General features: G+C 57.2%; 17 protein-coding genes. 12 read left to right on the top strand and 5 right to left on the bottom strand.

Going from position 1 to position 20,853, the window contains the following annotated elements; genetic code table 11:
* Positions 1–208 precede the first annotated feature (208 nt).
* The 4 genes from rplJ (at position 209) to rpoC (ending at position 9,908) form a co-directional block, all read left to right on the top strand.
* Positions 209–727: a 50S ribosomal protein L10 gene (gene rplJ, locus PEL8287_RS10340; RefSeq protein ID WP_085892294.1), complete on the top strand. Its 519-nt coding sequence runs from the start codon at positions 209–211 to the stop codon at positions 725–727.
* Between the two features lie 74 nt (positions 728–801).
* A complete protein-coding gene (gene rplL, locus PEL8287_RS10335) occupies positions 802–1,182 on the top strand; it encodes a 50S ribosomal protein L7/L12 (RefSeq protein WP_085892293.1) in 381 nt (126 codons plus the stop codon).
* A gap of 248 nt (positions 1,183–1,430) precedes the next feature.
* Positions 1,431–5,567, top strand: coding sequence for a DNA-directed RNA polymerase subunit beta (gene rpoB / locus PEL8287_RS10330; protein ID WP_085892292.1), 4,137 nt, complete (start codon positions 1,431–1,433; stop codon positions 5,565–5,567).
* A gap of 96 nt (positions 5,568–5,663) precedes the next feature.
* The gene (gene rpoC, locus PEL8287_RS10325; protein WP_085892291.1) at positions 5,664–9,908 is read left to right on the top strand and encodes a DNA-directed RNA polymerase subunit beta'; all 4,245 of its coding nucleotides are present in this window, start codon (positions 5,664–5,666) and stop codon (positions 9,906–9,908) included.
* 218 nt (positions 9,909–10,126) lie between these two features.
* Here rpoC and PEL8287_RS10320 read toward each other — a convergent pair whose 3' ends face one another.
* Positions 10,127–10,690, bottom strand: a complete 564-nt coding sequence (locus PEL8287_RS10320; RefSeq protein WP_085892290.1) for a TetR/AcrR family transcriptional regulator — start codon at positions 10,688–10,690, stop codon at positions 10,127–10,129.
* Positions 10,691–10,968: 278 nt separating this feature from the next.
* Between PEL8287_RS10320 and PEL8287_RS10315 the strand changes: the two genes are divergently transcribed.
* Both PEL8287_RS10315 and PEL8287_RS10310 read left to right on the top strand, forming a co-directional pair.
* The gene (locus PEL8287_RS10315; protein WP_085892289.1) at positions 10,969–11,934 is read left to right on the top strand and encodes an alpha/beta fold hydrolase; all 966 of its coding nucleotides are present in this window, start codon (positions 10,969–10,971) and stop codon (positions 11,932–11,934) included.
* Between the two features lie 306 nt (positions 11,935–12,240).
* On the top strand, positions 12,241–12,960 hold the full coding sequence (locus PEL8287_RS10310) for a VPLPA-CTERM sorting domain-containing protein (protein ID WP_139837765.1): 720 nt from the start codon (positions 12,241–12,243) through the stop codon (positions 12,958–12,960).
* A gap of 67 nt (positions 12,961–13,027) precedes the next feature.
* Here the strand turns inward: PEL8287_RS10310 and map are convergent, their stop codons facing one another.
* A complete protein-coding gene (map, locus tag PEL8287_RS10305; protein ID WP_085892287.1) occupies positions 13,028–13,906 on the bottom strand; it encodes a type I methionyl aminopeptidase in 879 nt (292 codons plus the stop codon).
* A 179-nt stretch (positions 13,907–14,085) separates the two neighbouring features.
* On the opposite strand from map, the gene PEL8287_RS10300 reads away from it, so the two are divergent.
* Positions 14,086–15,261, top strand: coding sequence for an acyl-CoA dehydrogenase family protein (locus PEL8287_RS10300; protein ID WP_085892286.1), 1,176 nt, complete (start codon positions 14,086–14,088; stop codon positions 15,259–15,261).
* 85 nt (positions 15,262–15,346) lie between these two features.
* Here the strand turns inward: PEL8287_RS10300 and PEL8287_RS20025 are convergent, their stop codons facing one another.
* Positions 15,347–15,523 (bottom strand): hypothetical protein, encoded by a 177-nt coding sequence (locus PEL8287_RS20025; RefSeq protein ID WP_176228614.1) that lies wholly within the window; start codon positions 15,521–15,523, stop codon positions 15,347–15,349.
* A 232-nt stretch (positions 15,524–15,755) separates the two neighbouring features.
* On the bottom strand, positions 15,756–16,457 hold the full coding sequence (gene sfsA, locus PEL8287_RS10290; RefSeq protein ID WP_085892284.1) for a DNA/RNA nuclease SfsA: 702 nt from the start codon (positions 16,455–16,457) through the stop codon (positions 15,756–15,758).
* Between the two features lie 49 nt (positions 16,458–16,506).
* Between sfsA and PEL8287_RS10285 the strand changes: the two genes are divergently transcribed.
* Genes PEL8287_RS10285 through PEL8287_RS10265 form a run of 5 tightly spaced genes read left to right on the top strand, consistent with a single transcriptional unit; the run spans position 16,507 to position 19,950 of the window.
* Positions 16,507–17,229 (top strand): competence/damage-inducible protein A, encoded by a 723-nt coding sequence (locus PEL8287_RS10285; RefSeq protein WP_085892283.1) that lies wholly within the window; start codon positions 16,507–16,509, stop codon positions 17,227–17,229.
* Positions 17,226–17,942 carry a GNAT family N-acetyltransferase gene (locus PEL8287_RS10280; protein WP_085892282.1) on the top strand — a complete coding sequence of 239 codons (717 nt, stop codon included), beginning with the start codon at positions 17,226–17,228 and terminating at the stop codon, positions 17,940–17,942. The genes PEL8287_RS10285 and PEL8287_RS10280 overlap by 4 nt, the downstream gene beginning before the upstream one ends.
* 7 nt (positions 17,943–17,949) lie before the next feature.
* Positions 17,950–18,522 carry a peroxidase-related enzyme gene (locus PEL8287_RS10275; RefSeq protein WP_085892281.1) on the top strand — a complete coding sequence of 191 codons (573 nt, stop codon included), beginning with the start codon at positions 17,950–17,952 and terminating at the stop codon, positions 18,520–18,522.
* A 1-nt stretch (position 18,523) separates the two neighbouring features.
* Positions 18,524–19,465 (top strand): OmpA family protein, encoded by a 942-nt coding sequence (locus PEL8287_RS10270; RefSeq protein WP_085892280.1) that lies wholly within the window; start codon positions 18,524–18,526, stop codon positions 19,463–19,465.
* 17 nt (positions 19,466–19,482) lie between these two features.
* The gene (locus PEL8287_RS10265; protein WP_085892279.1) at positions 19,483–19,950 is read left to right on the top strand and encodes a methylated-DNA--[protein]-cysteine S-methyltransferase; all 468 of its coding nucleotides are present in this window, start codon (positions 19,483–19,485) and stop codon (positions 19,948–19,950) included.
* Between the two features lie 147 nt (positions 19,951–20,097).
* On the opposite strand, the gene PEL8287_RS10260 is transcribed toward PEL8287_RS10265, so the two are convergent.
* Positions 20,098–20,805 (bottom strand): CDP-alcohol phosphatidyltransferase family protein, encoded by a 708-nt coding sequence (locus PEL8287_RS10260; RefSeq protein ID WP_085892278.1) that lies wholly within the window; start codon positions 20,803–20,805, stop codon positions 20,098–20,100.
* Positions 20,806–20,853: the final 48 nt, after the last annotated feature.

Raw genomic sequence — 20,853 nt, 5'->3', positions numbered from 1 at the left:
TTGGCCCTGTCCTGTCCGAGACGGAGGGTTCGTCGCAATCGCGGGGAATAATTCCTTCCTGAGATGGGGAACGAGATGAGATTTCTTTGAAGGCACTGCCTTCGGGTGATTTTGGCCTCGGGACCCTGAAATTGGACCCGAACGGGGCGTTGCACATGCAGCACCCTTAACTGAGCCGGGGGGAAACCCCCATATTTGGAGTGAAACTGTGGATAGAGCCCAGAAAGAGAAAGTGGTCGAGGAACTCGGCCAGATCTTTGAAAGCTCTGGCGTTGTAGTGGTTGCCCACTACACGGGTCTTACAGTTGCTGAGATGCAGGATCTTCGTGCCCGCGCCCGCGGCGCCGAAGCCTCCGTACGTGTCGCCAAGAACAGGCTCGCCAAAATCGCCCTTGAGGGCAAGCCGTGCGCAAGCATTGCTGATTACCTCTCGGGTATGACCGTTCTGACCTATTCCGAGGACCCCGTGGCAGCAGCCAAGGTGGCCGAGGACTTCGCCAAGGATAACAAGAAATTTGAAATTCTTGGCGGCGCTATGGGTGAGACCGCTCTGGACCGTGCTGGTGTTGAAGCCACGTCGAAACTGCCGTCGCGCGATGAACTTATCGCGACCATCGTTGGCATGATCGGCGCACCTGCTTCGAACATCGCGGGGGCCATTGGCGCACCTGCTTCGAACATCGCGAGCATTCTTTCGACCATCGAAGAAAAGGCCGAAGCCGCGTAAAGCAACTTGTAATATCCGCGTAGGGATTGATTGCCCAACGTTGGAACACATCTAGAAAACGGAAAGAGTCAAAAATGGCTGATCTGAAAAAACTTGCAGAAGAGATCGTTGGTCTGACGCTTCTCGAAGCACAAGAACTGAAAACCATCCTGAAAGACGAATACGGCATCGAGCCCGCAGCCGGTGGCGCGGTCATGATGGCGGCTGCTGGCGGCGACGCCGGTGGTGCTGCTGCTGAAGAGCAAACCGAATTTGACGTGATCCTGAAATCGGCCGGCGCGTCGAAGATCAACGTCATCAAAGAGGTTCGCTCGATCACTGGTCTTGGCCTGAAAGAAGCCAAAGATCTGGTCGAAGCTGGTGGCAAAGCCGTCAAAGAGCAGGTCTCTAAAGATGAAGCAGAAGAGATCAAAGGCAAGCTGGAAGCAGCTGGCGCCGAAGTCGAACTGAAGTAATCAGCGCCGGGGCAACCCGGACAAAAAACTGGCTGGGTCCGGAGTATCCGGGCCCAGCCTGACCTGTCTTAGAAAGGGCTTTGCAGCCCGCAATCTGCGAAGCCCTTTCTAAGGCCAGGTTTACATGATCGGGAGGCTGTCATTGGGACGACAGCCATGAATGGATCATAATCTGCCGTCTCGGATGGTAACGGTGCTGGGGCCCGACAGCACGCGCTACCGGTGAGAAATGAAAGGTGATATCGACCATGGCTCAGACCTACCTAGGCCAGAAACGTTTGCGCAAGTACTTTGGCAAAATCCGCGAAGTGCTGGAGATGCCGAATCTTATCGAGGTTCAGAAATCCTCGTATGATCTGTTCCTCGATTCCGGCGATCAGCCGCAACCGATGGATGGCGAAGGCATCAAAGGTGTTTTCCAGTCGGTTTTCCCGATCAAGGATTTCAACGAAACCAGCGTGCTGGAATTCGTCGATTACGAGCTGGAAAAGCCGAAATACGACGTCGAGGAATGCATGCAGCGCGACATGACCTACAGCGCCCCGCTAAAGGTCACACTTCGCCTGATCGTTTTTGATGTCGACGAAGATACCGGTGCCAAATCGGTCAAGGACATCAAGGAACAAGACGTATTCATGGGTGACATGCCCCTGATGACGCCGAACGGCACCTTTGTCGTGAACGGCACCGAACGTGTGATCGTATCCCAGATGCACCGTTCGCCCGGCGTGTTCTTTGACCATGACAAGGGCAAGACCCATTCATCGGGTAAACTGTTGTTTGCCTGCCGGATCATTCCCTATCGCGGGTCGTGGCTGGACTTTGAATTCGATGCCAAGGATATTGTCTTTGCCCGTATCGACCGCCGCCGCAAACTGCCGGTGACGACACTGCTTTATTCCCTCGGAATGGATCAGGAAGGCATCATGGATGCCTATTACAACACGGTCGATTTCAAGCTGAAAAAGAAAAAGGGCTGGGTCACCAAGTTCTTCCCCGAGCGCGTGCGTGGCACCCGCCCGACCTATGATCTAATTGACGCCAAAACCGGAGAAGTGATTGCCGAAGCAGGTAAAAAAGTTACCCCGCGGGTGGTCAAACAACTGATCGACGACGGCAAGGTTACCGAGTTGCTGGTGCCGCATGAACATATTCTTGGCAAGTTTGTCGCCAAGGACATCATCAACGAAGAAACCGGCGCGATCTATGTCGAAGCCGGTGACGAGTTGACGCTCGAATACAACAAAGACGGCGAAGTGACCGGTGGCAGCCTGCAGGAACTGCTGGACGCGGGTATCACTGATATCCCGGTTCTGGACATCGATAACATCAATGTCGGTCCCTACATGCGTAATACCATGGCCGCCGACAAGAACATGAGCCGTGAAACCGCGCTTATGGATATCTATCGCGTCATGCGTCCGGGCGAGCCGCCCACCGAAGAGGCCGCATCGGCCCTCTTTGACACGCTGTTCTTCGATTCCGAACGGTATGACCTGTCGGCTGTTGGTCGCGTGAAAATGAACATGCGTCTGGATCTGGATAAAGAAGACACGCAGCGTACGCTGGACCGCGAAGATATCGTGGCCTGCATCAAGGCGCTGGTCGAGCTGCGCGACGGCAAGGGCGATATTGACGATATCGACCACCTTGGTAACCGCCGCGTCCGTTCGGTTGGCGAGTTGATGGAGAACCAGTACCGCGTCGGCCTTCTGCGGATGGAACGCGCGATCAAGGAACGCATGTCATCGGTCGAAATCGACACGGTGATGCCGCAGGATCTGATCAACGCCAAACCGGCGGCCGCTGCTGTGCGTGAATTCTTTGGTTCAAGCCAGCTGTCTCAGTTCATGGACCAGACCAACCCGCTGTCGGAAGTGACCCACAAACGTCGTCTGTCGGCGCTTGGGCCGGGTGGTCTGACACGCGAGCGTGCGGGCTTTGAGGTGCGCGACGTGCACCCCACCCATTACGGTCGGATGTGCCCGATTGAAACGCCGGAAGGCCCGAACATCGGTCTGATCAACTCACTTGCCACCTTCGCCCGCGTCAACAAATACGGCTTTATCGAAACACCGTATCGCAAGGTCGAGAACGGCCATGTGACCGACGAAGTGCAATATATGTCCGCGACCGAAGAAATGCGCCACACCGTGGCACAGGCCAACGCGACGCTGGATGAAAACGGTAACTTCATCAACGATCTGGTGTCGACCCGGCAGTCGGGTGAATACATGCTGGCGCCGCGCGAAAACGTCGATCTGATTGACGTCAGCCCGAAACAGCTTGTCTCGGTTGCGGCTTCGCTTATTCCGTTCCTGGAAAACGACGACGCCAACCGTGCCCTGATGGGATCGAACATGCAACGCCAGGCAGTTCCGACCCTGCGGTCCGAGGCCCCTCTGGTGGGCACCGGGATCGAAGGCGTCGTGGCCCGAGATTCAGGCGCTTCGATCATGGCCAAACGCGCCGGAATCATCGACCAGGTCGATGCCAGCCGGATCGTTGTGCGCGCCACTGCGGACATGGAAATTGGCGATCCGGGGGTTGATATATACCGGATGCGCAAATTCCAGCGTTCGAACCAGAACACCTGCATCAACCAGCGTCCGTTGGTCAAAGTGGGTGACACCGTTGAAAAAGGCGAGGTCATCGCCGATGGCCCCTCGACCGATCTGGGTGAACTGGCCTTGGGTAAGAACGTGGTCGTCGCGTTCATGCCCTGGAACGGCTACAACTACGAAGACTCGATCCTGATTTCCGAGCGTATCGCGCGGGATGACGTGTTCACATCTGTGCACATCGAAGAATTCGAAGTAGCCGCCCGCGACACCAAGCTTGGGCCCGAAGAGATTACCCGCGACATCCCTAACGTTGGTGAAGAAGCGCTGCGCAACCTTGATGAGGCGGGCATCGTTTACATCGGCGCCGACGTAGAGCCGGGCGATATTCTGGTCGGCAAGATCACCCCCAAAGGTGAATCACCGATGACGCCGGAAGAAAAGCTGCTGCGCGCCATCTTTGGCGAAAAGGCATCCGACGTGCGCGATACTTCGCTGCGCGTCAAACCGGGTGATTTTGGCACCGTGGTCGAGGTGCGTGTCTTTAACCGCCATGGCGTGGAAAAAGACGAGCGTGCCCTGCAGATCGAACGTGAAGAGGTCGAGCGTTTGGCGCGTGACCGTGACGACGAGCTGGCGATCCTTGATCGCAACATCTATGCCCGTCTGAAAACGCTGATCATGGGCAAGGTTGCTGTAAAAGGCCCCAAAGGTGTCAAATCAAACTCGGAGATCACCGAGGAATTGCTGGAAACACTGACCAAAGGCCAGTGGTGGCAGCTCGCCCTCAAGGATGAGAAAGACGCCCAGATCGTCGAGGCCCTGAACGAGCAGTACGAGGCGCAGAAACGCACCCTGGATGCCCGTTTTGAAGACAAGGTCGAAAAGGTGCGTCGCGGCGACGACCTGCCCCCGGGTGTCATGAAGATGGTCAAAGTCTTTATCGCGGTGAAGCGCAAGCTGCAGCCGGGTGACAAGATGGCGGGCCGTCACGGCAACAAAGGTGTGATTTCCAAGGTTGTTCCGATGGAAGACATGCCGTTCCTTGCCGATGGGACGCCGGTTGATTTCTGCCTCAACCCGCTGGGTGTTCCCAGCCGGATGAACGTGGGTCAGATTCTGGAAACCCATATGGGCTGGGCCGCGCGCGGCTTTGGCCTGAAGATCGACGATGCCCTGCAAGAGTATCGCCGGTCGGGCGATCTGACGCCGGTGCGCGAAGCGATGAAAATCGCCTATGGTGATGATGTCTACGAAGAAGGCATCGCTGGCATGGGCGAGGACCAGCTGATCGAGGCCGCAAGCAATGTCACGAACGGTGTGCCAATCGCTACGCCAGTCTTTGACGGTGCAAAAGAGGCGGACGTGAACGATGCGCTGCGCCGTGCCGGTTTTGACGAAAGTGGTCAGTCGGTCCTGTTCGACGGTCGGTCGGGTGAAGAGTTTAGCCGCAAGGTGACGGTAGGTGTCAAATACCTGCTGAAACTGCACCACCTGGTGGATGACAAGATTCACGCCCGTTCGACTGGTCCGTACTCGCTCGTTACGCAGCAGCCGCTGGGTGGTAAGGCGCAGTTCGGTGGTCAGCGCTTCGGGGAAATGGAGGTCTGGGCGCTGGAAGCTTACGGTGCCGCCTACACCCTGCAGGAGATGCTGACAGTCAAGTCGGATGACGTGGCAGGCCGGACCAAGGTCTACGAGTCGATCGTCAAAGGCGAAGACAACTTCGAAGCTGGCGTGCCTGAATCGTTCAACGTTCTGGTCAAAGAGGTCCGTGGCCTCGGCCTGAACATGGAACTCCTGGACGCGGAGGATGAGGAGTGACGGGTTAACCGGAATTTTTGAAAAATTCCGGTCCGTTTTCTTTCAAAGAAAACGGGCCCGACTGCCCCACCAACGCCCGAATTCAAGGATTTGAAAATGAACCAGGAACTGACAAACAACCCGTTTAACCCCGTCGCACCGGTAAAGGTTTTTGATGAGATCAAGGTGTCGCTGGCAAGCCCCGAGCGCATCCTGTCGTGGTCTTACGGCGAGATCAAAAAGCCCGAGACCATCAACTACCGAACCTTCAAGCCCGAGCGTGATGGCCTGTTTTGCGCGCGTATCTTTGGCCCGATCAAAGATTACGAATGCCTTTGCGGCAAATACAAGCGTATGAAATATCGCGGCGTTGTCTGCGAAAAATGCGGTGTTGAAGTCACGCTGCAAAAGGTTCGTCGCGAACGTATGGGCCACATCGAACTGGCCGCGCCCTGTGCCCATATCTGGTTTCTGAAGTCGCTGCCGTCGCGCATCGGCCTGATGCTGGACATGACCCTGCGCGATCTGGAACGAGTTTTGTATTTCGAAAACTACGTCGTCATTGAGCCCGGCCTGACCGATCTGACTTATGGCCAGATGCTGTCGGAAGAAGAGTTCATGGATGCGCAGGACGCCTACGGCATGGACGCCTTTACCGCCAACATCGGCGCCGAAGCGATCCGCGAAATGCTGCAGAACATCGACCTTGAATCCGAGGCCGAGACCCTGCGCGCCGATCTGAAAGTGGCGACAGGTGAGCTGAAGCCCAAAAAGATCATCAAGCGTCTGAAAGTTGTCGAATCCTTCCTTGAATCGGGCAACCGGCCCGAGTGGATGGTCATGACCGTCATTCCGGTCATTCCGCCCGAGTTGCGCCCGCTGGTGCCGCTGGATGGGGGCCGCTTTGCCACGTCCGACCTTAACGATCTTTACCGTCGGGTGATCAACCGCAACAACCGTCTGAAACGTCTGATCGAACTGCGTGCGCCCGATATCATCGTGCGCAACGAAAAGCGGATGCTGCAGGAATCTGTGGATGCTCTGTTCGACAATGGCCGTCGTGGCCGGGTGATCACCGGGGCCAACAAACGCCCGCTGAAATCGCTGTCGGACATGCTGAAGGGCAAACAGGGCCGCTTCCGTCAAAACCTTCTGGGTAAACGGGTCGATTTTTCGGGCCGTTCCGTCATTGTGACCGGCCCGGAACTCAAGCTGCATCAGTGTGGTTTGCCCAAGAAGATGGCGCTGGAACTGTTCAAGCCGTTCATCTACTCGCGGCTTGAGGCCAAGGGCCTGTCCAGCACCGTGAAGCAAGCCAAGAAATTGGTTGAAAAGGAACGCCCCGAGGTCTGGGATATTCTGGATGAAGTCATCCGTGAACATCCCGTTATGTTGAACCGGGCGCCGACGCTGCACCGCCTTGGTATTCAAGCGTTTGAACCCGTGCTGATCGAAGGCAAGGCCATTCAGCTGCATCCGCTGGTCTGTTCGGCCTTCAACGCCGACTTTGACGGTGACCAGATGGCCGTACACGTCCCGCTGAGCCTTGAGGCACAGCTGGAAGCACGCGTTCTGATGATGTCCACGAACAACGTTTTGTCGCCAGCCAACGGTGCGCCGATCATCGTGCCGTCGCAGGATATGATCCTTGGCCTTTACTACATCTCGCTTGAGCGTGAGGGGATGACGGGTGAAGGCATGATCTTTTCGTCCATCGACGAAGTTCAGCATGCGCTGGACGCAGGCGAGGTGCATCTGCACGCCAAGATCACGGCGCGCGTGCCGCAGATCGACGAAGAAGGCAACGAAGTGATGATGCGCGTGGAAACCACGCCGGGCCGTGTTCGTCTTGGTGCGCTGCTGCCGCGCAATGCCAAGGCACCCTTCCATCTGGTGAACCGTCTGTTGCGCAAGAAAGAAGTGCAGCAGGTGATCGACACCGTCTATCGCTACTGCGGTCAGAAAGAGAGCGTCATCTTCTGCGATCAGATCATGACCACGGGCTTCCGTGAGGCGTTCAAGGCCGGTATCTCGTTCGGCAAGGACGACATGGTGATCCCCGACAGCAAATGGGGCATCGTCGAAGAGACCCGCGATCAGGTCAAAGGCTTTGAACAACAGTATATGGACGGTCTGATCACTCAGGGCGAAAAATACAACAAAGTGGTCGATGCCTGGTCGAAATGTAACGATCAGGTCACCGATGCGATGATGACCACCATCTCGGCTGAACGCCGCGATGAGAACGGCGCCGAAATGGAGCCAAACTCGGTCTACATGATGGCCCACTCGGGCGCGCGTGGCTCGGTCACTCAGATGAAACAGCTGGGCGGTATGCGTGGCCTGATGGCCAAGCCGAACGGTGACATCATCGAAACGCCGATCATCTCGAACTTCAAGGAAGGTCTGACCGTTCTTGAATACTTCAACTCAACCCACGGTGCCCGTAAGGGTCTGTCGGATACGGCCCTGAAAACGGCGAACTCGGGGTATCTGACCCGCCGTCTGGTAGATGTGGCGCAGGATTGCATCATTCGCGATCATGACTGCGGCACCGATCGTGCGATCACCGCCGAACCGGCGGTGAACGACGGCGAGGTCGTGGCGTCTCTGGGCGAACGTATTCTGGGCCGTGTCGCGGCCGAGGATATCGTGAACCCCCTCAACGACGAGGTGATCATCGCCGCGGGCCAACTGATCGATGAACGCATGGCCGACGCTGTAGAAGAGGCAGCTGTTCAGACCGCGCGCATCCGCTCACCCCTGACCTGCGAGGCCGAGGACGGTGTTTGCGCCATGTGCTATGGCCGTGACCTTGCCCGCGGTACGATGGTCAACACCGGCGAAGCGGTTGGTATTATCGCCGCCCAGTCGATCGGTGAGCCCGGCACACAGCTGACCATGCGGACCTTCCACATTGGTGGGGTGGCCCAGGGTGGTCAGCAGTCGTTCCTTGAAGCCAGCCAGGAAGGTAAGATCGAATTTGACAGTGCTCAGACACTGGAAAATGAGAATGGCGAAATCCTGGTTATGGGCCGTAACATGAAGTTGCGGATCCTGGGTGAAAAGGGCGTTGAACTGGCCAGCCACAAGGTGGGCTATGGTACGAAACTGTTTGTCAAAGAGGGCGACAAGGTTGCCCGCGGCGACAAATTGTTCGAATGGGATCCCTACACCCTGCCAATCATCGCCGAGAAATCCGGTACGGCCAAGTTTGTCGACCTCGTCAGCGGCGTTGCCGTGCGCGATGTGACCGACGATGCCACCGGCATGACCCAGAAGATCGTCATGGACTGGCGCGCGGCCATCAAAGGCAACGAGCTCAAACCAGAAGTGCTGGTCGTGGGCGCTGATGGCGAACCGGTGCGCAACGATGCGGGCAACCCCGTGACCTATCCGATGTCGGTGGACGCCGTTCTGTCGATTGAGGACGGTCAGGAAATTCATGCCGGTGAAGTTGTCGCGCGTATCCCGCGTGAAGGTGCCAAGACCAAGGACATCACCGGTGGTCTGCCGCGTGTGGCCGAACTGTTCGAGGCGCGTCGGCCCAAAGACCACGCAATCATCGCCGAAATCGATGGTTACGTGCGTTATGGGCGCGACTACAAGAACAAGCGTCGCATTTCCATCGAGCCAGCAGACGACACGTTGGAGTCGGTCGAATACATGGTGCCCAAGGGCAAGCACATTCCGGTACAGGAAGGTGACTATGTCCAGAAGGGCGACTACATCATGGACGGCAACCCCGCGCCGCACGACATCCTGAGTATCATGGGTGTCGAAGCGTTGGCGGATTACATGATCGACGAGGTGCAAGAGGTCTACCGCCTGCAGGGTGTTAAGATCAACGACAAGCACATCGAAGTGATCGTGCGTCAGATGCTGCAGAAATGGGAGATCCTGGATAGTGGCGATACCACGCTGCTGAAGGGTGAAAACGTCGACAAGCAGGAGTTTGACGAAGCCAACGCCAAGGCAGTGTCCAAAGGCGGCCGCGAGGCCAAGGGCGAGCCGATCTTGCTGGGGATCACCAAGGCAAGCTTGCAGACCCGCAGCTTCATCTCGGCGGCGTCGTTCCAGGAAACCACCCGCGTTCTCACTGAGGCCTCAGTTCAGGGCAAACGCGACAAGCTGGTGGGTCTCAAGGAGAACGTCATCGTCGGCCGCCTTATCCCGGCCGGGACCGGCGGCGCCACCCAGCAGATGCGCCAGATCGCTCAGAACCGCGATAACGTCGTGATCGAAGCCCGTCAGGAAGAAGCGGCCGCTGCCGCTGCTCTGGCGGCCCCGGTCGCCGATGATGTTTCCGACGGGGATGTGTTCGACAATCTGGTTGAAACACCTGAAAGCCGCGACGAATAAACTTCGCTTTTGACCCAATCAAAAGGCCCCGCCACACCGGCGGGGCCTTTTTTGCGGGCATGCCCAACCCAGGCCGTCTGTCGATTTTAAAATTTCAAACCCGGCCCACCGATAAAGCATGGCGTCATCCGCTTGGTTGAACAATGCGGAGTGTCGGGGCGAGACGTCCGGGGTTTCCAGATTGATCTTTTCCCGCAGGATACCGAAGAAAAACTGCGTCAGCCAACCCCTTGCGCAATCAGCACCTCAGCCGCCAGTTTTGCCTTTTGTGCGGGATCGTTCCCCAGCCCCATCACCGCCGTCACAATCGCTCCTTCTTTAAGAAGCATCAGCTGGTTGGCCAGTGTTTCGGGCTCTCGCGCCCCGGCAGCGCGGGCGATTTTGGTGAAATGCTCTAGCAAAAGCCGTTTGTGTTCAGCCGACTGCACATGGATCGGATGTTCTTTTTCCTGATATTCGGCGCTGGCCTTGATGAACATACAACCGCGAAATTCCTTTTTGGAAAACCATTCGGCCAGCACATCATAAAGCGCCAACAACCGGCCCACTGGCGTGTCCGCGATTTCTTCGATCCGGCGATACAGGAAGTTACGGAAATTCTCGTCGCGCAGGCGTAGGGCGGCAAGGATCAGATCCTCTTTGGTCCGGAAATGCTTGTACATTGAGGTCTTGGAAACGCCGGTTTCCACCACAAGCATATCCATCCCCGTGGCGTGAAATCCGTTGCGATAGAAAACATCCAGCGCTTTCCTGACCAGCTCATCGCGCTTGTTTGGGCGCATGAATCTCTCCTACCCTTTACTGTTCGGTACTTTTTTAAAATTCTGTATCTTAGAGGTAATATAGCATTTTATAGGCTTAATACAACATATTGCAGCGAAAATGGGATGAATAATCGGAAAGGCGCCGGCAAAATAGTTTGACAAGATGTACAGATCGGTACATATACACAATTATAGTGTACTGATCGGTTCACCAATTTACCGCCAAACCGCCAAACTGCCAGACCCGGCCTGGGCCCCGACCTGACCTGCCTGGCCAGACAAAAAAGGATTTGATCATGAAAACCGAACTGCTTACCGCAGCTGGCGCTGCCCTGATGATCACGGCGGGTCTGTTGCCCGAAGTCCAGCCCCACAGTGCAACCGCCGTTCTGGCCGCCATGCCGGACGTGTCCTACAAGGTCGAAAAAATCAACGGCTTGAATATCGCCTACCGCGAGGCAGGCGATCCGGCGAATCCCACCGTCTTGCTGCTGCACGGTTTTCCCACTTCGTCGCATATGTTCCGTAAGCTGATTCCGGAACTGGCCACGGCTTATCACGTCATCGCCCCCGACTATCCAGGTTTCGGGGCATCAGATATGCCCGCTGCGGCCGATTATGACTACACTTTCGCCAATGCAGCCGAAACCGTAACCGAGTTGCTGGATGTCAAAGGTGTTGGCAAATACTCGGTCTACCTGATGGATTACGGTGCACCGGTGGGGTACCGTATGTTTGCAAACGAACCTGGGCGGGTGACCAGCTTTATCATCCAGAACGGCAACGCCTACGAAGAGGGCCTGCGCGAGTTCTGGGATCCGATCAAGGCTTACTGGGCCGACCCTTCGGTGGAAAACGGCGATGCCCTGCGGGAGTTTCTGACACTGGATGCCACCAAATGGCAGTTCACCCACGGGGTGCAGGATCCCAGCAGCATCAGCCCTGACAACTTCTGGCATGTGCAATATCTGTTGGACAGACCAGGTAATCAGGATGTGCAGCTTGAGATGTTTTTGGATTATGGCACCAACGTCGCAGAATACCCGAAATGGCAGGCGCTGTTTCGCGAATACCAGCCACCTGCACTGCTGGTTTGGGGCGGCAACGACAAGATTTTTCCGACCGAGGGTGCGTATCCCTACAAACAGGATCTGAAGAACATCGAGTTTCACATCCTGGATACAGGTCACTTTGCACTGGAAGAGCAGGGGGATGTTATCGCAGCCGAGATGCTGGATTTTCTGTTGCACGTAAATCGGTAACAGGAATCAGATCAAAAGTTCGCGGCGCCCCGACAGAACCCTACCGGTTCTAACGGGGCGCCAGTCTCTTCCACGCCCTTTGACAAAGGCCTCGAATCAGTTCGGGTACTGAGTAGCCGCGCAGCTTTTACGTGCTCGGCACTGGATATTATCTCTGAAAATTGGCAAAACTGTACACAGATAAGAAACTGAAATACAATTTTAGAATGTATTATGGAGCCCCGATAGGCGAAGTGATCTCTTGCGTTTGACGTTGCTGAGAATAAGTCAGCATTGTGGCGATGTATAGATTATTTGGGGGTTATCATGTCTTTTCGTAAATCATTGGCTGCCGCTGCCACGGCGCTGATTGCAGGCTGTTCGACAGCATCTGCGGCAACAGTCTACGACGCCTTTAGTCACACAATTAGTGGCGTGGCCGAACACAGTCTTTGGTTCTCAGGGTCTGAGTCAAGCAATCCTCCGGGAGCAACCGGAGCGAAATCGAACCATTTTCTGTTCGAGAACTCAGTTGCGGGCAAGGGTACCTTTACCGTTGACGGGGTGCTTGCATCACTGACCGGTATTGTTCAAAACGCCGGCGGACAGGCGTTCAGCATACTGCTTAATCTGGTTGAAACCAGCAACCCCGGTGCAGGCCATCAAAAAGGGACAGGTCTGGGCGACGCCGATAGCTGGACATATTACACTCTGGACAGCAGCAAATCCAACACGCTGACTTCGCTTTCCGGGCTTGCCAGCTATGATATTACTCTGGACGATGCGATGTATGACGCGCAGTTTGGTATCGGTGCGAATGACAAGAATGCTGGTTTGTTGGGCTTTTCAAGCTGGGTCATCCTGACTGAAACGGGCGCTTGCACATCTTACTCCAACTGCAGTTCCCGCACGGGTGACCTTAACCTACTGTTAACAGGCGGCGGGGGTGGATCCGGTACCGTCCCGCTGCCAGCCTCGATTGTTCTGTTGCCTGCGGCCCTTGGAATGTTTGGTGCCGTTGGCATCCGCCGTCGCCGTAAAAGCTAGGGCACAACCTTTGAGCAAAAAAAACGCCCGCGGTTAGCGGGCGTTTTTTATTGGCCTATTGCTATCGTCACTTCCAGGTCGGGTAAAACCGCCCGGCGGGCGACAGGGTAAAAATATCGAACCCGTCTGCCGTCACACCAATAGAGTGCTCAAACTGCGCCGAAAGCGATTTATCGCGGGTTATCGCAGTCCAGTCATCGGACAGGACCTTGGTTTCCGGGCGGCCAAGATTGACCATTGGCTCGATAGTGAAAAACATTCCTTCCTCCAGAACCGGCCCGGTGCCCGCGCGCCCGTAGTGCAGCACATTGGGCGGCGAGTGAAAAACCCGGCCCAGACCGTGACCGCAGAAATCGCGCACCACCGACATCCGGTGACCTTCGACATAAGCCTGAATCGCATGGCCGATATCGCCGAATGTATTGCCCGGTTTGACCGCCTCGATCCCGATCATCAGCGAATCGTGGGTTACTTGGATCAGTTTTTCCGCATAGGGCTTTAGGTTTCCTGCCACAAACATGCGGCTGCTGTCACCGAACCAGCCGTCGACAATCACCGTGACGTCGATGTTCAGAATATCGCCGTCTTGCAGTTGGTCGTCAGTGCGCACATTGGTGTCATTCTTCCATTTGCGAATTTTGTCGCCCGGAATACCATGGCAGACCACATGGTTGACGCTGATGCAACTGGCGTGCTGATAGCCGCGATAGCCGATGGTGGCCGATTTGGCCCCGGCGGCATTCACCTTGTCCTCAATCATCCGGTTAAGCGCTCCGGTGGTCTGGCCGACGAAAACATGATCTGCGACCTCGTCCAGAATGCGGGCGGCCAGGGTGCCGGCCTTGTGCATACCGGCGAAATCCGCAGCCTCATGAATGCGGATGCCATCGCGGGTCAGTCGTCCTTTGTGTTTGTTCACGTCAATGCCTCGTGTCGTCTTTATCATTCCCCCCTATTTAGGCGGGATTGCCCCAAAGGGCCAGAGGCTGCGGTGGGCTGTGTTCAAACGGCTTTAACCCGCGGGGTTTGCGGCATTTTGTACATTCCGGTTTTTGAATGTTGCAGCCGATGAAATTCTCGGAGATTTAATTGTCATACATTTAATCCTGCAAATGGAGTCACGCCATGACCGCAAAGATCGACAGCATCCTCGCCGCCGCCCGCCAGCATTGCCAGAACGAGATCCTTCCGAATGTCGATGCCTGGAACGCTGCGGGCGTCTGGCCCCGGTCTGCGTCGGACAAGGCTGCGGCACTTGGCCTGACCGGCCTTTATGCGCCCGAGGAATTTGGGGGTCAGGGGCTGTCGCTGGGCGATGGTATCCGTGTCTACGAAGAACTGGGTCAGGGAGATGGCGCCTATGCCTTTGCGCTGTCGATGCATAACATCTGTACCTTTGCCGGCTGCGGCTTTGGCACCGAGGCATTCAAGGCGCAATGGGGCAAAGAGCTGACATCAGGCCGCAAACTGGCCAACTTTGCCCTGACCGAACCGCAGTCTGGCTCGGACGCGACCAACATGTATTCGCGCGCCGTGATCAACGGGGATGGCACATGGACGATCAACGGTGCCAAGGCCTGGGTCAGTCTGGCAGGCGAGGCGGATATTTATTTCACGGTCGTCAAAACCACCGACAAGCCCGGCCATCACGACATGGCCATGATCGCCATTCCGGCAGATGCCGAGGGGCTTAGGTTCGGACCACGATACGACACGCCTTCTTACAATTTCCTGCCCCTGTCCGAGATGTACCTCAAGGACGTTGTGGTGAGCGAAGACAATATCATTCTGCCCGTGGGGCAGGGGTTGCAAGGCTCCTTGATGGCGATTGATATCGCACGGGTTTCCATCGCGTCGGGCTGTTGCGGGCTGATGCAGGCCGCGCTGGACACCGCACTGGCCTATTCTGCCAACCGCAAGATGTTCGGCGGCAAAAACATTGATCTTGATGGCATTCAATGGATGCTTGGCGATGTCGCGACCGAACTTGAGGCCTCGCGCCTGCTTTACCGCGCGGCGGCCAACGCCCTGGGCACCCCCGAGGGGCCCTTGATGGCCGCCCATGCAAAACGCTTTGTGCCCGATGCTGCCGTCAAGGCCGCGAATACCTGCACACAGGTGCTGGGTGGCATGGGGTTGCTGAAACCCTATGGCATGGACCGCCTGTCGCGGCTTGCCCAGATGCTGCGCATCGTGGATGGGACCACCGAGATCAGCCGCGTCGTCATCGGCCGCAGCCTGAAAAAGCGCGCCGCCAGCCTGCCATCGCCGGTCATTCCCAAGGGCTATGGTGAAAGCTGAGTGCCGAGCACGCCTGCCGGGGCAGCTATCACCATCTGAAACAGGCTGTTTGCCCTTTATGAAGGGCAGACTTCGCCTCGTACGATCACTTCTTGTCGCGCGCGGCTTTCTCTTCTTTGGTCAGCTTGTTGTTCCAAACATTCTTGCTCAGGCCAAGCTCTTTTGGAAAGGGTTTGGTTTTACCAACACTGACGGTGCCCCCCTTGTTCAGGAACTCCTGAATAAGCGCATCGTCGGTGGTTTTTTTGGGGACATGTTTCATAGGCGCAAGCGTATCCTTTAGCCCAATTCCAGACAACTGCTGTTTTGCGAACTTAGCTGCCGTTGAGTGCCGGGCGCTGCCCGGCGGCGCGGCGCGCCTTTATTCCGGGCAACGGGGGTCGTCCGTTCAGGGCTCCTAGCGGTTGTTGGATGATGGTGGCTATGCCGGATGAAGCAAGGCTTTCTAAAAACTGACCCCGCCGGGATCATCGTACGCGGATTTGTCGCCAAGCCTATCCGACCGGCACCGGCCTACCCAGGTTGATCGCCTCTGGTGTAATGCATGTGCCATAGGCCATCGCTTCAACCCCCGCCGCACGCGCAACCTCAAAGGCCGCGGCATAGGTGGGGTCGATATCCGCCGCCACCGTCATGGACGCACAGTCGGTGCGTTGGATCAGGTAAAAGAGAATGGCGCGGTGGCCTTCGCGTGCCATCGCGGCCAGTTCCCCCAGATGTTTGCTGCCCCGCGCGGTAACGCTGTCGGGAAATTCAGCCAGTCCCGGCTGGCGCGAGAGGGTGACTGATTTCACCTCGACATAGGCATCCGGCAAACCGTTCTGTTGCAACAGAAAATCAATCCGGCTGCTTTCCCCGTATTTCTGCTCGGGCAGGACGGTTTCATAGGCGGCCAGCTCGGGCACCTCGCGGGCCATGATGGCCGTGCGCAGGGCGCGGTTAGGCACCGAGGTATCGACCCCGGTAAAATGGCCGTTTTCATGATCCACAAGCCGCCAGCCAAACTTCAGCTTTTTCTTGGGGTCCTCATTGGGCTCGACCCAAATTCGCATCCCCGGCGTGGCCAGCCCCATCATGCTGCCAGGGTTGGCGCAGTGGGCCGTCACCTCGCGCCCGTCCTCCAGCCGGATATCTGCCAGAAAGCGTTTATAGCGGCGGATGAGCACGGCAGGCATAAGAGGGGTTTGAAAGCGCATGCCAGCAGGCCTATACCGAAGAAAACGACCTTTCAAGGAGCGCCCACCGATGACCAATCCAACTGCCGCCATGCTGGTGATCGGCGATGAGATTCTGTCTGGCCGCACCCGCGACGCCAACATGCACTATCTGGCCGGTGAACTGACCAAGATCGGCATTGACCTGTGCGAGGTCCGTGTGGTCAGCGATGATGCCGAAGCAATTGTCGCAGCTGTGCAGGCGCTTAGCGGGGCCTATGACACCGTCTTTACCTCAGGCGGAATCGGGCCAACCCATGATGACATCACCGCCGATAATATTGCCCGCGCCTTTGACCGTCCGATCGGTGTGCGCGCTGATGCCCGCGCTGTCCTGCAGGCCCATTACGACCGTACCGGGCTGGAGCTGAACGAGGCTCGCCTGCGCATGGCCCGCATCCCCGAGGGGGCCACCCTGATCGACAATCCAATCAGTGCCGCGCCGGGCTTTACCCTGGAAAACGTTCATGTGATGGCCGGTGTTCCTGCGATCTTTCAGGCAATGGTTGCCAGCGTGCTGCCCACCCTGAGAGGCGGTGCACCTTTGCTGTCTCAAACCCTGCAGATCAACCGGGGCGAGGGTGATATCGCAAAACCTCTCAGCGATCTGGCAGCGCGCTATCCCGATCTTTCGCTTGGCTCCTACCCGTTCCAGCGCGATGGCGCTTACGGGGCCAATATCGTGATTCGCGGCAATGACGGTGCGCGGGTAGACGCCGCCATCGCCGAGTTGAGCTCTCTGTTTCCAGCATGATGCCCGATGCCGCAAAACTCTATGAGGTGACCGAGGCCACCTGGCCCCCCGCCGCCCGCAAAACGGTTGGCCCCTGGATCATCCGCGACGGGCAGGGCGGAGGCAAACGTGTGTCATCGGCCACCGCGCGGCAGCCGGTGGCGGCTGAACATCTGCCGGCAGCCCAGTCTGCCATGCAGTCGATGAACCAGACCCCGCTGTTCATGATCCGCGCAGGCGACGACGCTCTGGATCAGATGCTTGCAGATCAGGGGTACACCATCGTTGACCCTGTCAATATCTTCGCCGGACCCATTGCTGACCTGGCCCAGCCTACCCCGCGCACAAGTACTTTTGCCATATGGGAGCCGCTGGCGATCCAGCTGGATATCTGGGCGGCGGGCGGTATTGGCCCTGGCCGCATCAATGTCATGCGCCGCGCCCCGTCCCCTAAAACCAGTATCTTCGGCCGCGCCGACAACCGCCCGGCCGGAACCGCCTTTTGTGCCATTCACGAAAATATCGCCATGGTGCACGCGCTTGAGGTGCATCCCCGCAGTCGCCGCCAGAACATGGGCCGTTACATGATGCAGCAGGCCGCGATATGGGCTCAGGAAAACGGCGCCACCCATATGTCAGTCGTCTGCCGCCAGAACAATACCGGCGCCAATGCGCTCTACACTTCCCTGGGGCTGACGCTTGTGGAACAGTACCATTACCGACAAAAGGCATGATCCAACGATGACAAAATCTGACAAGACCACCGCACTTGACCTGCCCATGGTCGACCCGCTGCCCGAAGCCACGCAAAAATATTTCGATATCTGCAATGAAAAACTGGGCATGATTCCCAATGTGCTTCAGGCGCACGCCTTTGATATCGACAAGCTGAATGCCTTCACGGCGCTTTACAATGATCTGATGCTGGCTGACAGCGGCCTTTCCAAACTGGAACGCGAGATGATCGCGGTCGTCGTCAGCTCGATCAATCGCTGCTGGTACTGTCAGGTGGCCCATGGCGCTGCGGTGCGCCAATTGTCTGGTGATCCGGCCCTGGGCGAGGCGATGGTGATGAATTATCGCGTGGCGCCCCTTGACGCCCGCCAGCGCGCGATGCTGGATTTCGCGGCCAAGGTGACCACGGCCAGTGCCACGATTGAAGAAGAAGACCGCAATGCGCTGCGCGCCGTGGGCTTTAGCGAGCGCGACATCTGGGACATCGCCAATGTGGCGGGGTTTTTCAACATGACCAACCGGGTCGCCAGCGCCACTGGCATGCAGCCCAACCCCGAATATCACGCGCAGGCCCGCTAGGATGATCCGGGCGCGACTGGCACTGCTGGCCGCCCTGATCCTGCCCGCCGATGCGGGCGGGGCGCTGGATCTGTCATTACCCGGCAATGCCACCCTGACCGCCGAGGTGATCAGCCGGGCAGACAGTTACCTTTTGCCCGTAGGCCCCTATGTCGATAATTCCCTGCCGACACTGGAAATCGAAGGCAGCGTGCTGCAGCAGGCCTGGCGGATCTCGGCTCAAAGCATGACTACCCTTCAGGTCGTTCAGCCGCTGCGCGACCAGTTGGAAGAGGCTGGATATGACCTGCTTTATGATTGCAGTGGTCAGGAATGCGGCGGATTTGATTTCCGGTTCAACACACCCATTCTGCCTGCGCCTGATATGTTCGTGGATCTTTTCGACTATCGCTTTCTGGCCGCGCGCAAGGGAATTCCGGGGTCCGGTGCCGATTACGTTTCGGTCATCGTCAGCCGCTCGGGCGTCACCGCCTATGTGCAGATCACCCATGTCGATCCTGGCGGGGTTGAACCCCTCAAGGTTGATCCCAACGGCCCCGTCAGCCGCCCGACACCTGCACCGGATGGAAAAATTGCCAGTGCGCTGGTCCAGTACGGACATACCATTCTTGCGGATCTTGAGTTCGAAAGCGGTTCGGTCTCGCTTGGCGCGGGGCCCTATGCCTCGCTTGTTGATCTGGCGGACTATCTGAAATCCGACGAAACGCGTCGAGTGGCCCTTGTGGGGCACACCGATGCGGTCGGTGGGCTTGACGTCAATATTGCCCTGTCGCGCAAACGAGCAGCGTCGGTGTTGGAACGGCTTGTCGACTCCTACGATGTACCGCGTGATCAGCTTGAGGCGGAAGGCATGGGGTATCTTGCGCCCGTTGCCCCCAATCTTACGCAGGAAGGGCGCGAGGCCAATCGCCGGGTCGAGGCGGTTTTGCTCAATACCGAATAGAAAGAAGGAAACCGTTCATGCCCGCGGCCCGTCTCGATACGCCCCTTGGCCTGATGACCGTCGTGGCACAAGGCGGCACCATCAGACGGCTGAGTTGGGAAAAAGGCGCGGCATGCAACACCACCGAGTCCACTACCCCCGAGCTGGACGAAGCCCTGCGCCAGTTGCGTGCCTATTTTGACGGTCGGCTTGGCCGGTTCGATTTGCCGCTTTACGTTGAAGGCTCAGATTTCCAGCGCGCGGTCTGTGACGCGATGTTGGCGATCCGCCTTGGTGATACGCGGACCTATGGCGATTTGGCGGCTGATCTGAACGCTTCGGCGCAGGCGGTGGGCAATGCTTGCGGCGGCAATCCGATACCGGTGATCATTCCGTGCCACCGGATATTGGGGGCATCCTCGTTGGGTGGGTTTTCCGGGAATGGCGGGGTCGAAAGCAAGGTCTGGCTGCTACGACACGAAGGGGCGGCTGGCTTGCTGATCTAAGGCGTTACACCTTGAACCAGAGATATCAGATTAAGGAGAGGCGCGTATTCCATTCAGTTTGCGCTCTTTAGGGGGGGCGGTTGTGTAAGCGGCATTCTGAAATCGCCCTGTTTTTTGTACAAAACCGACGTACAAAACGTACAGGCCTTACGATAGATCTGGTTTCTTTCTGGCGGGAATCAGTTGTTGTGCGATGCCTGCAAAAATCAGGTAGATGCTGGTCGCCGTCAGCCCCCAATGCGCCCAGCTTTGAGGATGGAAATCCACCCAGGCCGCCCATCCGGCAAAGAAGGTCCAGGCAAAGGCAATCGGCAGCGATATGGACCGCCAGCGCTCAGTCCGGACCGGGTGGATGAATTTCAGCGGCAGGAACATTGCAGCCGCCAGGGCGGCAACAAGGGCGACGATGATCCAGAAATTCGGCTCGATTGCAAACAGAACAAGCACCAGCATATTCCAGCAACCCGGGAATCCTGAAAATGAATTATCCAACGTTTTCATGCGATTGTCGGCAAAATACAAGGCGCTTGAAAAGGTGATGATGATGATTGCAAACCACCCGGTCCATCCTGGTAGCAGGTCTGATTTGAATAAGGCAAATGCCGGTATGAAGACATAGGTCAGATAATCAATGATCAGATCCAGCAACACGCCGTCAAAGTTAGGCGCGAATTTCTTGACGTGATATTTGCGCGCCAGCGGCCCGTCGACCCCATCCACGGCAAAGGCAACCACCAGCCACAGAAACATCAGGCTCCACTTGCCATCTACGGCAGCCAGCATTGCCAGCATGGCAAAAACAGCCCCCGTGGCTGTCAACAGATGAACCAGTAAAGCTTTTAGTTGCGGCGTCATGCCCGCTTAATGGCCGATACGTCTGTAAGATGCAAAGAAAAAGCCCGG

Origin of the sequence: Roseovarius litorisediminis, from assembly GCF_900172295.1 — a bacterium.
Taxonomy (GTDB): domain Bacteria; phylum Pseudomonadota; class Alphaproteobacteria; order Rhodobacterales; family Rhodobacteraceae; genus Roseovarius; species Roseovarius litorisediminis.
The sequence above is the reverse complement of the archived record's forward strand: the minus strand, read 5'-3'. Positions and strand labels throughout refer to the sequence as shown.

Bases quoted from the DNA above. Each gene is read 5' to 3' on its own strand.
- rplL (WP_085892293.1), top strand. From the start codon at position 802: ATGGCTGATCTGAAAAAACTTGCAGAAGAGATCGTTGGTCTGACGCTT.
- rpoB (WP_085892292.1), top strand. From the start codon at position 1,431: ATGGCTCAGACCTACCTAGGCCAGAAACGTTTGCGCAAGTACTTTGGC.
- rpoC (WP_085892291.1), top strand. From the start codon at position 5,664: ATGAACCAGGAACTGACAAACAACCCGTTTAACCCCGTCGCACCGGTA.
- PEL8287_RS10320 (WP_085892290.1), bottom strand. From the start codon at position 10,690: ATGCGCCCAAACAAGCGCGATGAGCTGGTCAGGAAAGCGCTGGATGTT.
- PEL8287_RS10315 (WP_085892289.1), top strand. From the start codon at position 10,969: ATGAAAACCGAACTGCTTACCGCAGCTGGCGCTGCCCTGATGATCACG.
- PEL8287_RS10310 (WP_139837765.1), top strand. From the start codon at position 12,241: ATGTCTTTTCGTAAATCATTGGCTGCCGCTGCCACGGCGCTGATTGCA.
- map (WP_085892287.1), bottom strand. From the start codon at position 13,906: ATGATAAAGACGACACGAGGCATTGACGTGAACAAACACAAAGGACGA.
- PEL8287_RS10300 (WP_085892286.1), top strand. From the start codon at position 14,086: ATGACCGCAAAGATCGACAGCATCCTCGCCGCCGCCCGCCAGCATTGC.
- PEL8287_RS20025 (WP_176228614.1), bottom strand. From the start codon at position 15,523: ATGAAACATGTCCCCAAAAAAACCACCGACGATGCGCTTATTCAGGAG.
- sfsA (WP_085892284.1), bottom strand. From the start codon at position 16,457: ATGCGCTTTCAAACCCCTCTTATGCCTGCCGTGCTCATCCGCCGCTAT.
- PEL8287_RS10285 (WP_085892283.1), top strand. From the start codon at position 16,507: ATGACCAATCCAACTGCCGCCATGCTGGTGATCGGCGATGAGATTCTG.
- PEL8287_RS10280 (WP_085892282.1), top strand. From the start codon at position 17,226: ATGATGCCCGATGCCGCAAAACTCTATGAGGTGACCGAGGCCACCTGG.
- PEL8287_RS10275 (WP_085892281.1), top strand. From the start codon at position 17,950: ATGACAAAATCTGACAAGACCACCGCACTTGACCTGCCCATGGTCGAC.
- PEL8287_RS10270 (WP_085892280.1), top strand. From the start codon at position 18,524: ATGATCCGGGCGCGACTGGCACTGCTGGCCGCCCTGATCCTGCCCGCC.
- PEL8287_RS10265 (WP_085892279.1), top strand. From the start codon at position 19,483: ATGCCCGCGGCCCGTCTCGATACGCCCCTTGGCCTGATGACCGTCGTG.
- PEL8287_RS10260 (WP_085892278.1), bottom strand. From the start codon at position 20,805: ATGACGCCGCAACTAAAAGCTTTACTGGTTCATCTGTTGACAGCCACG.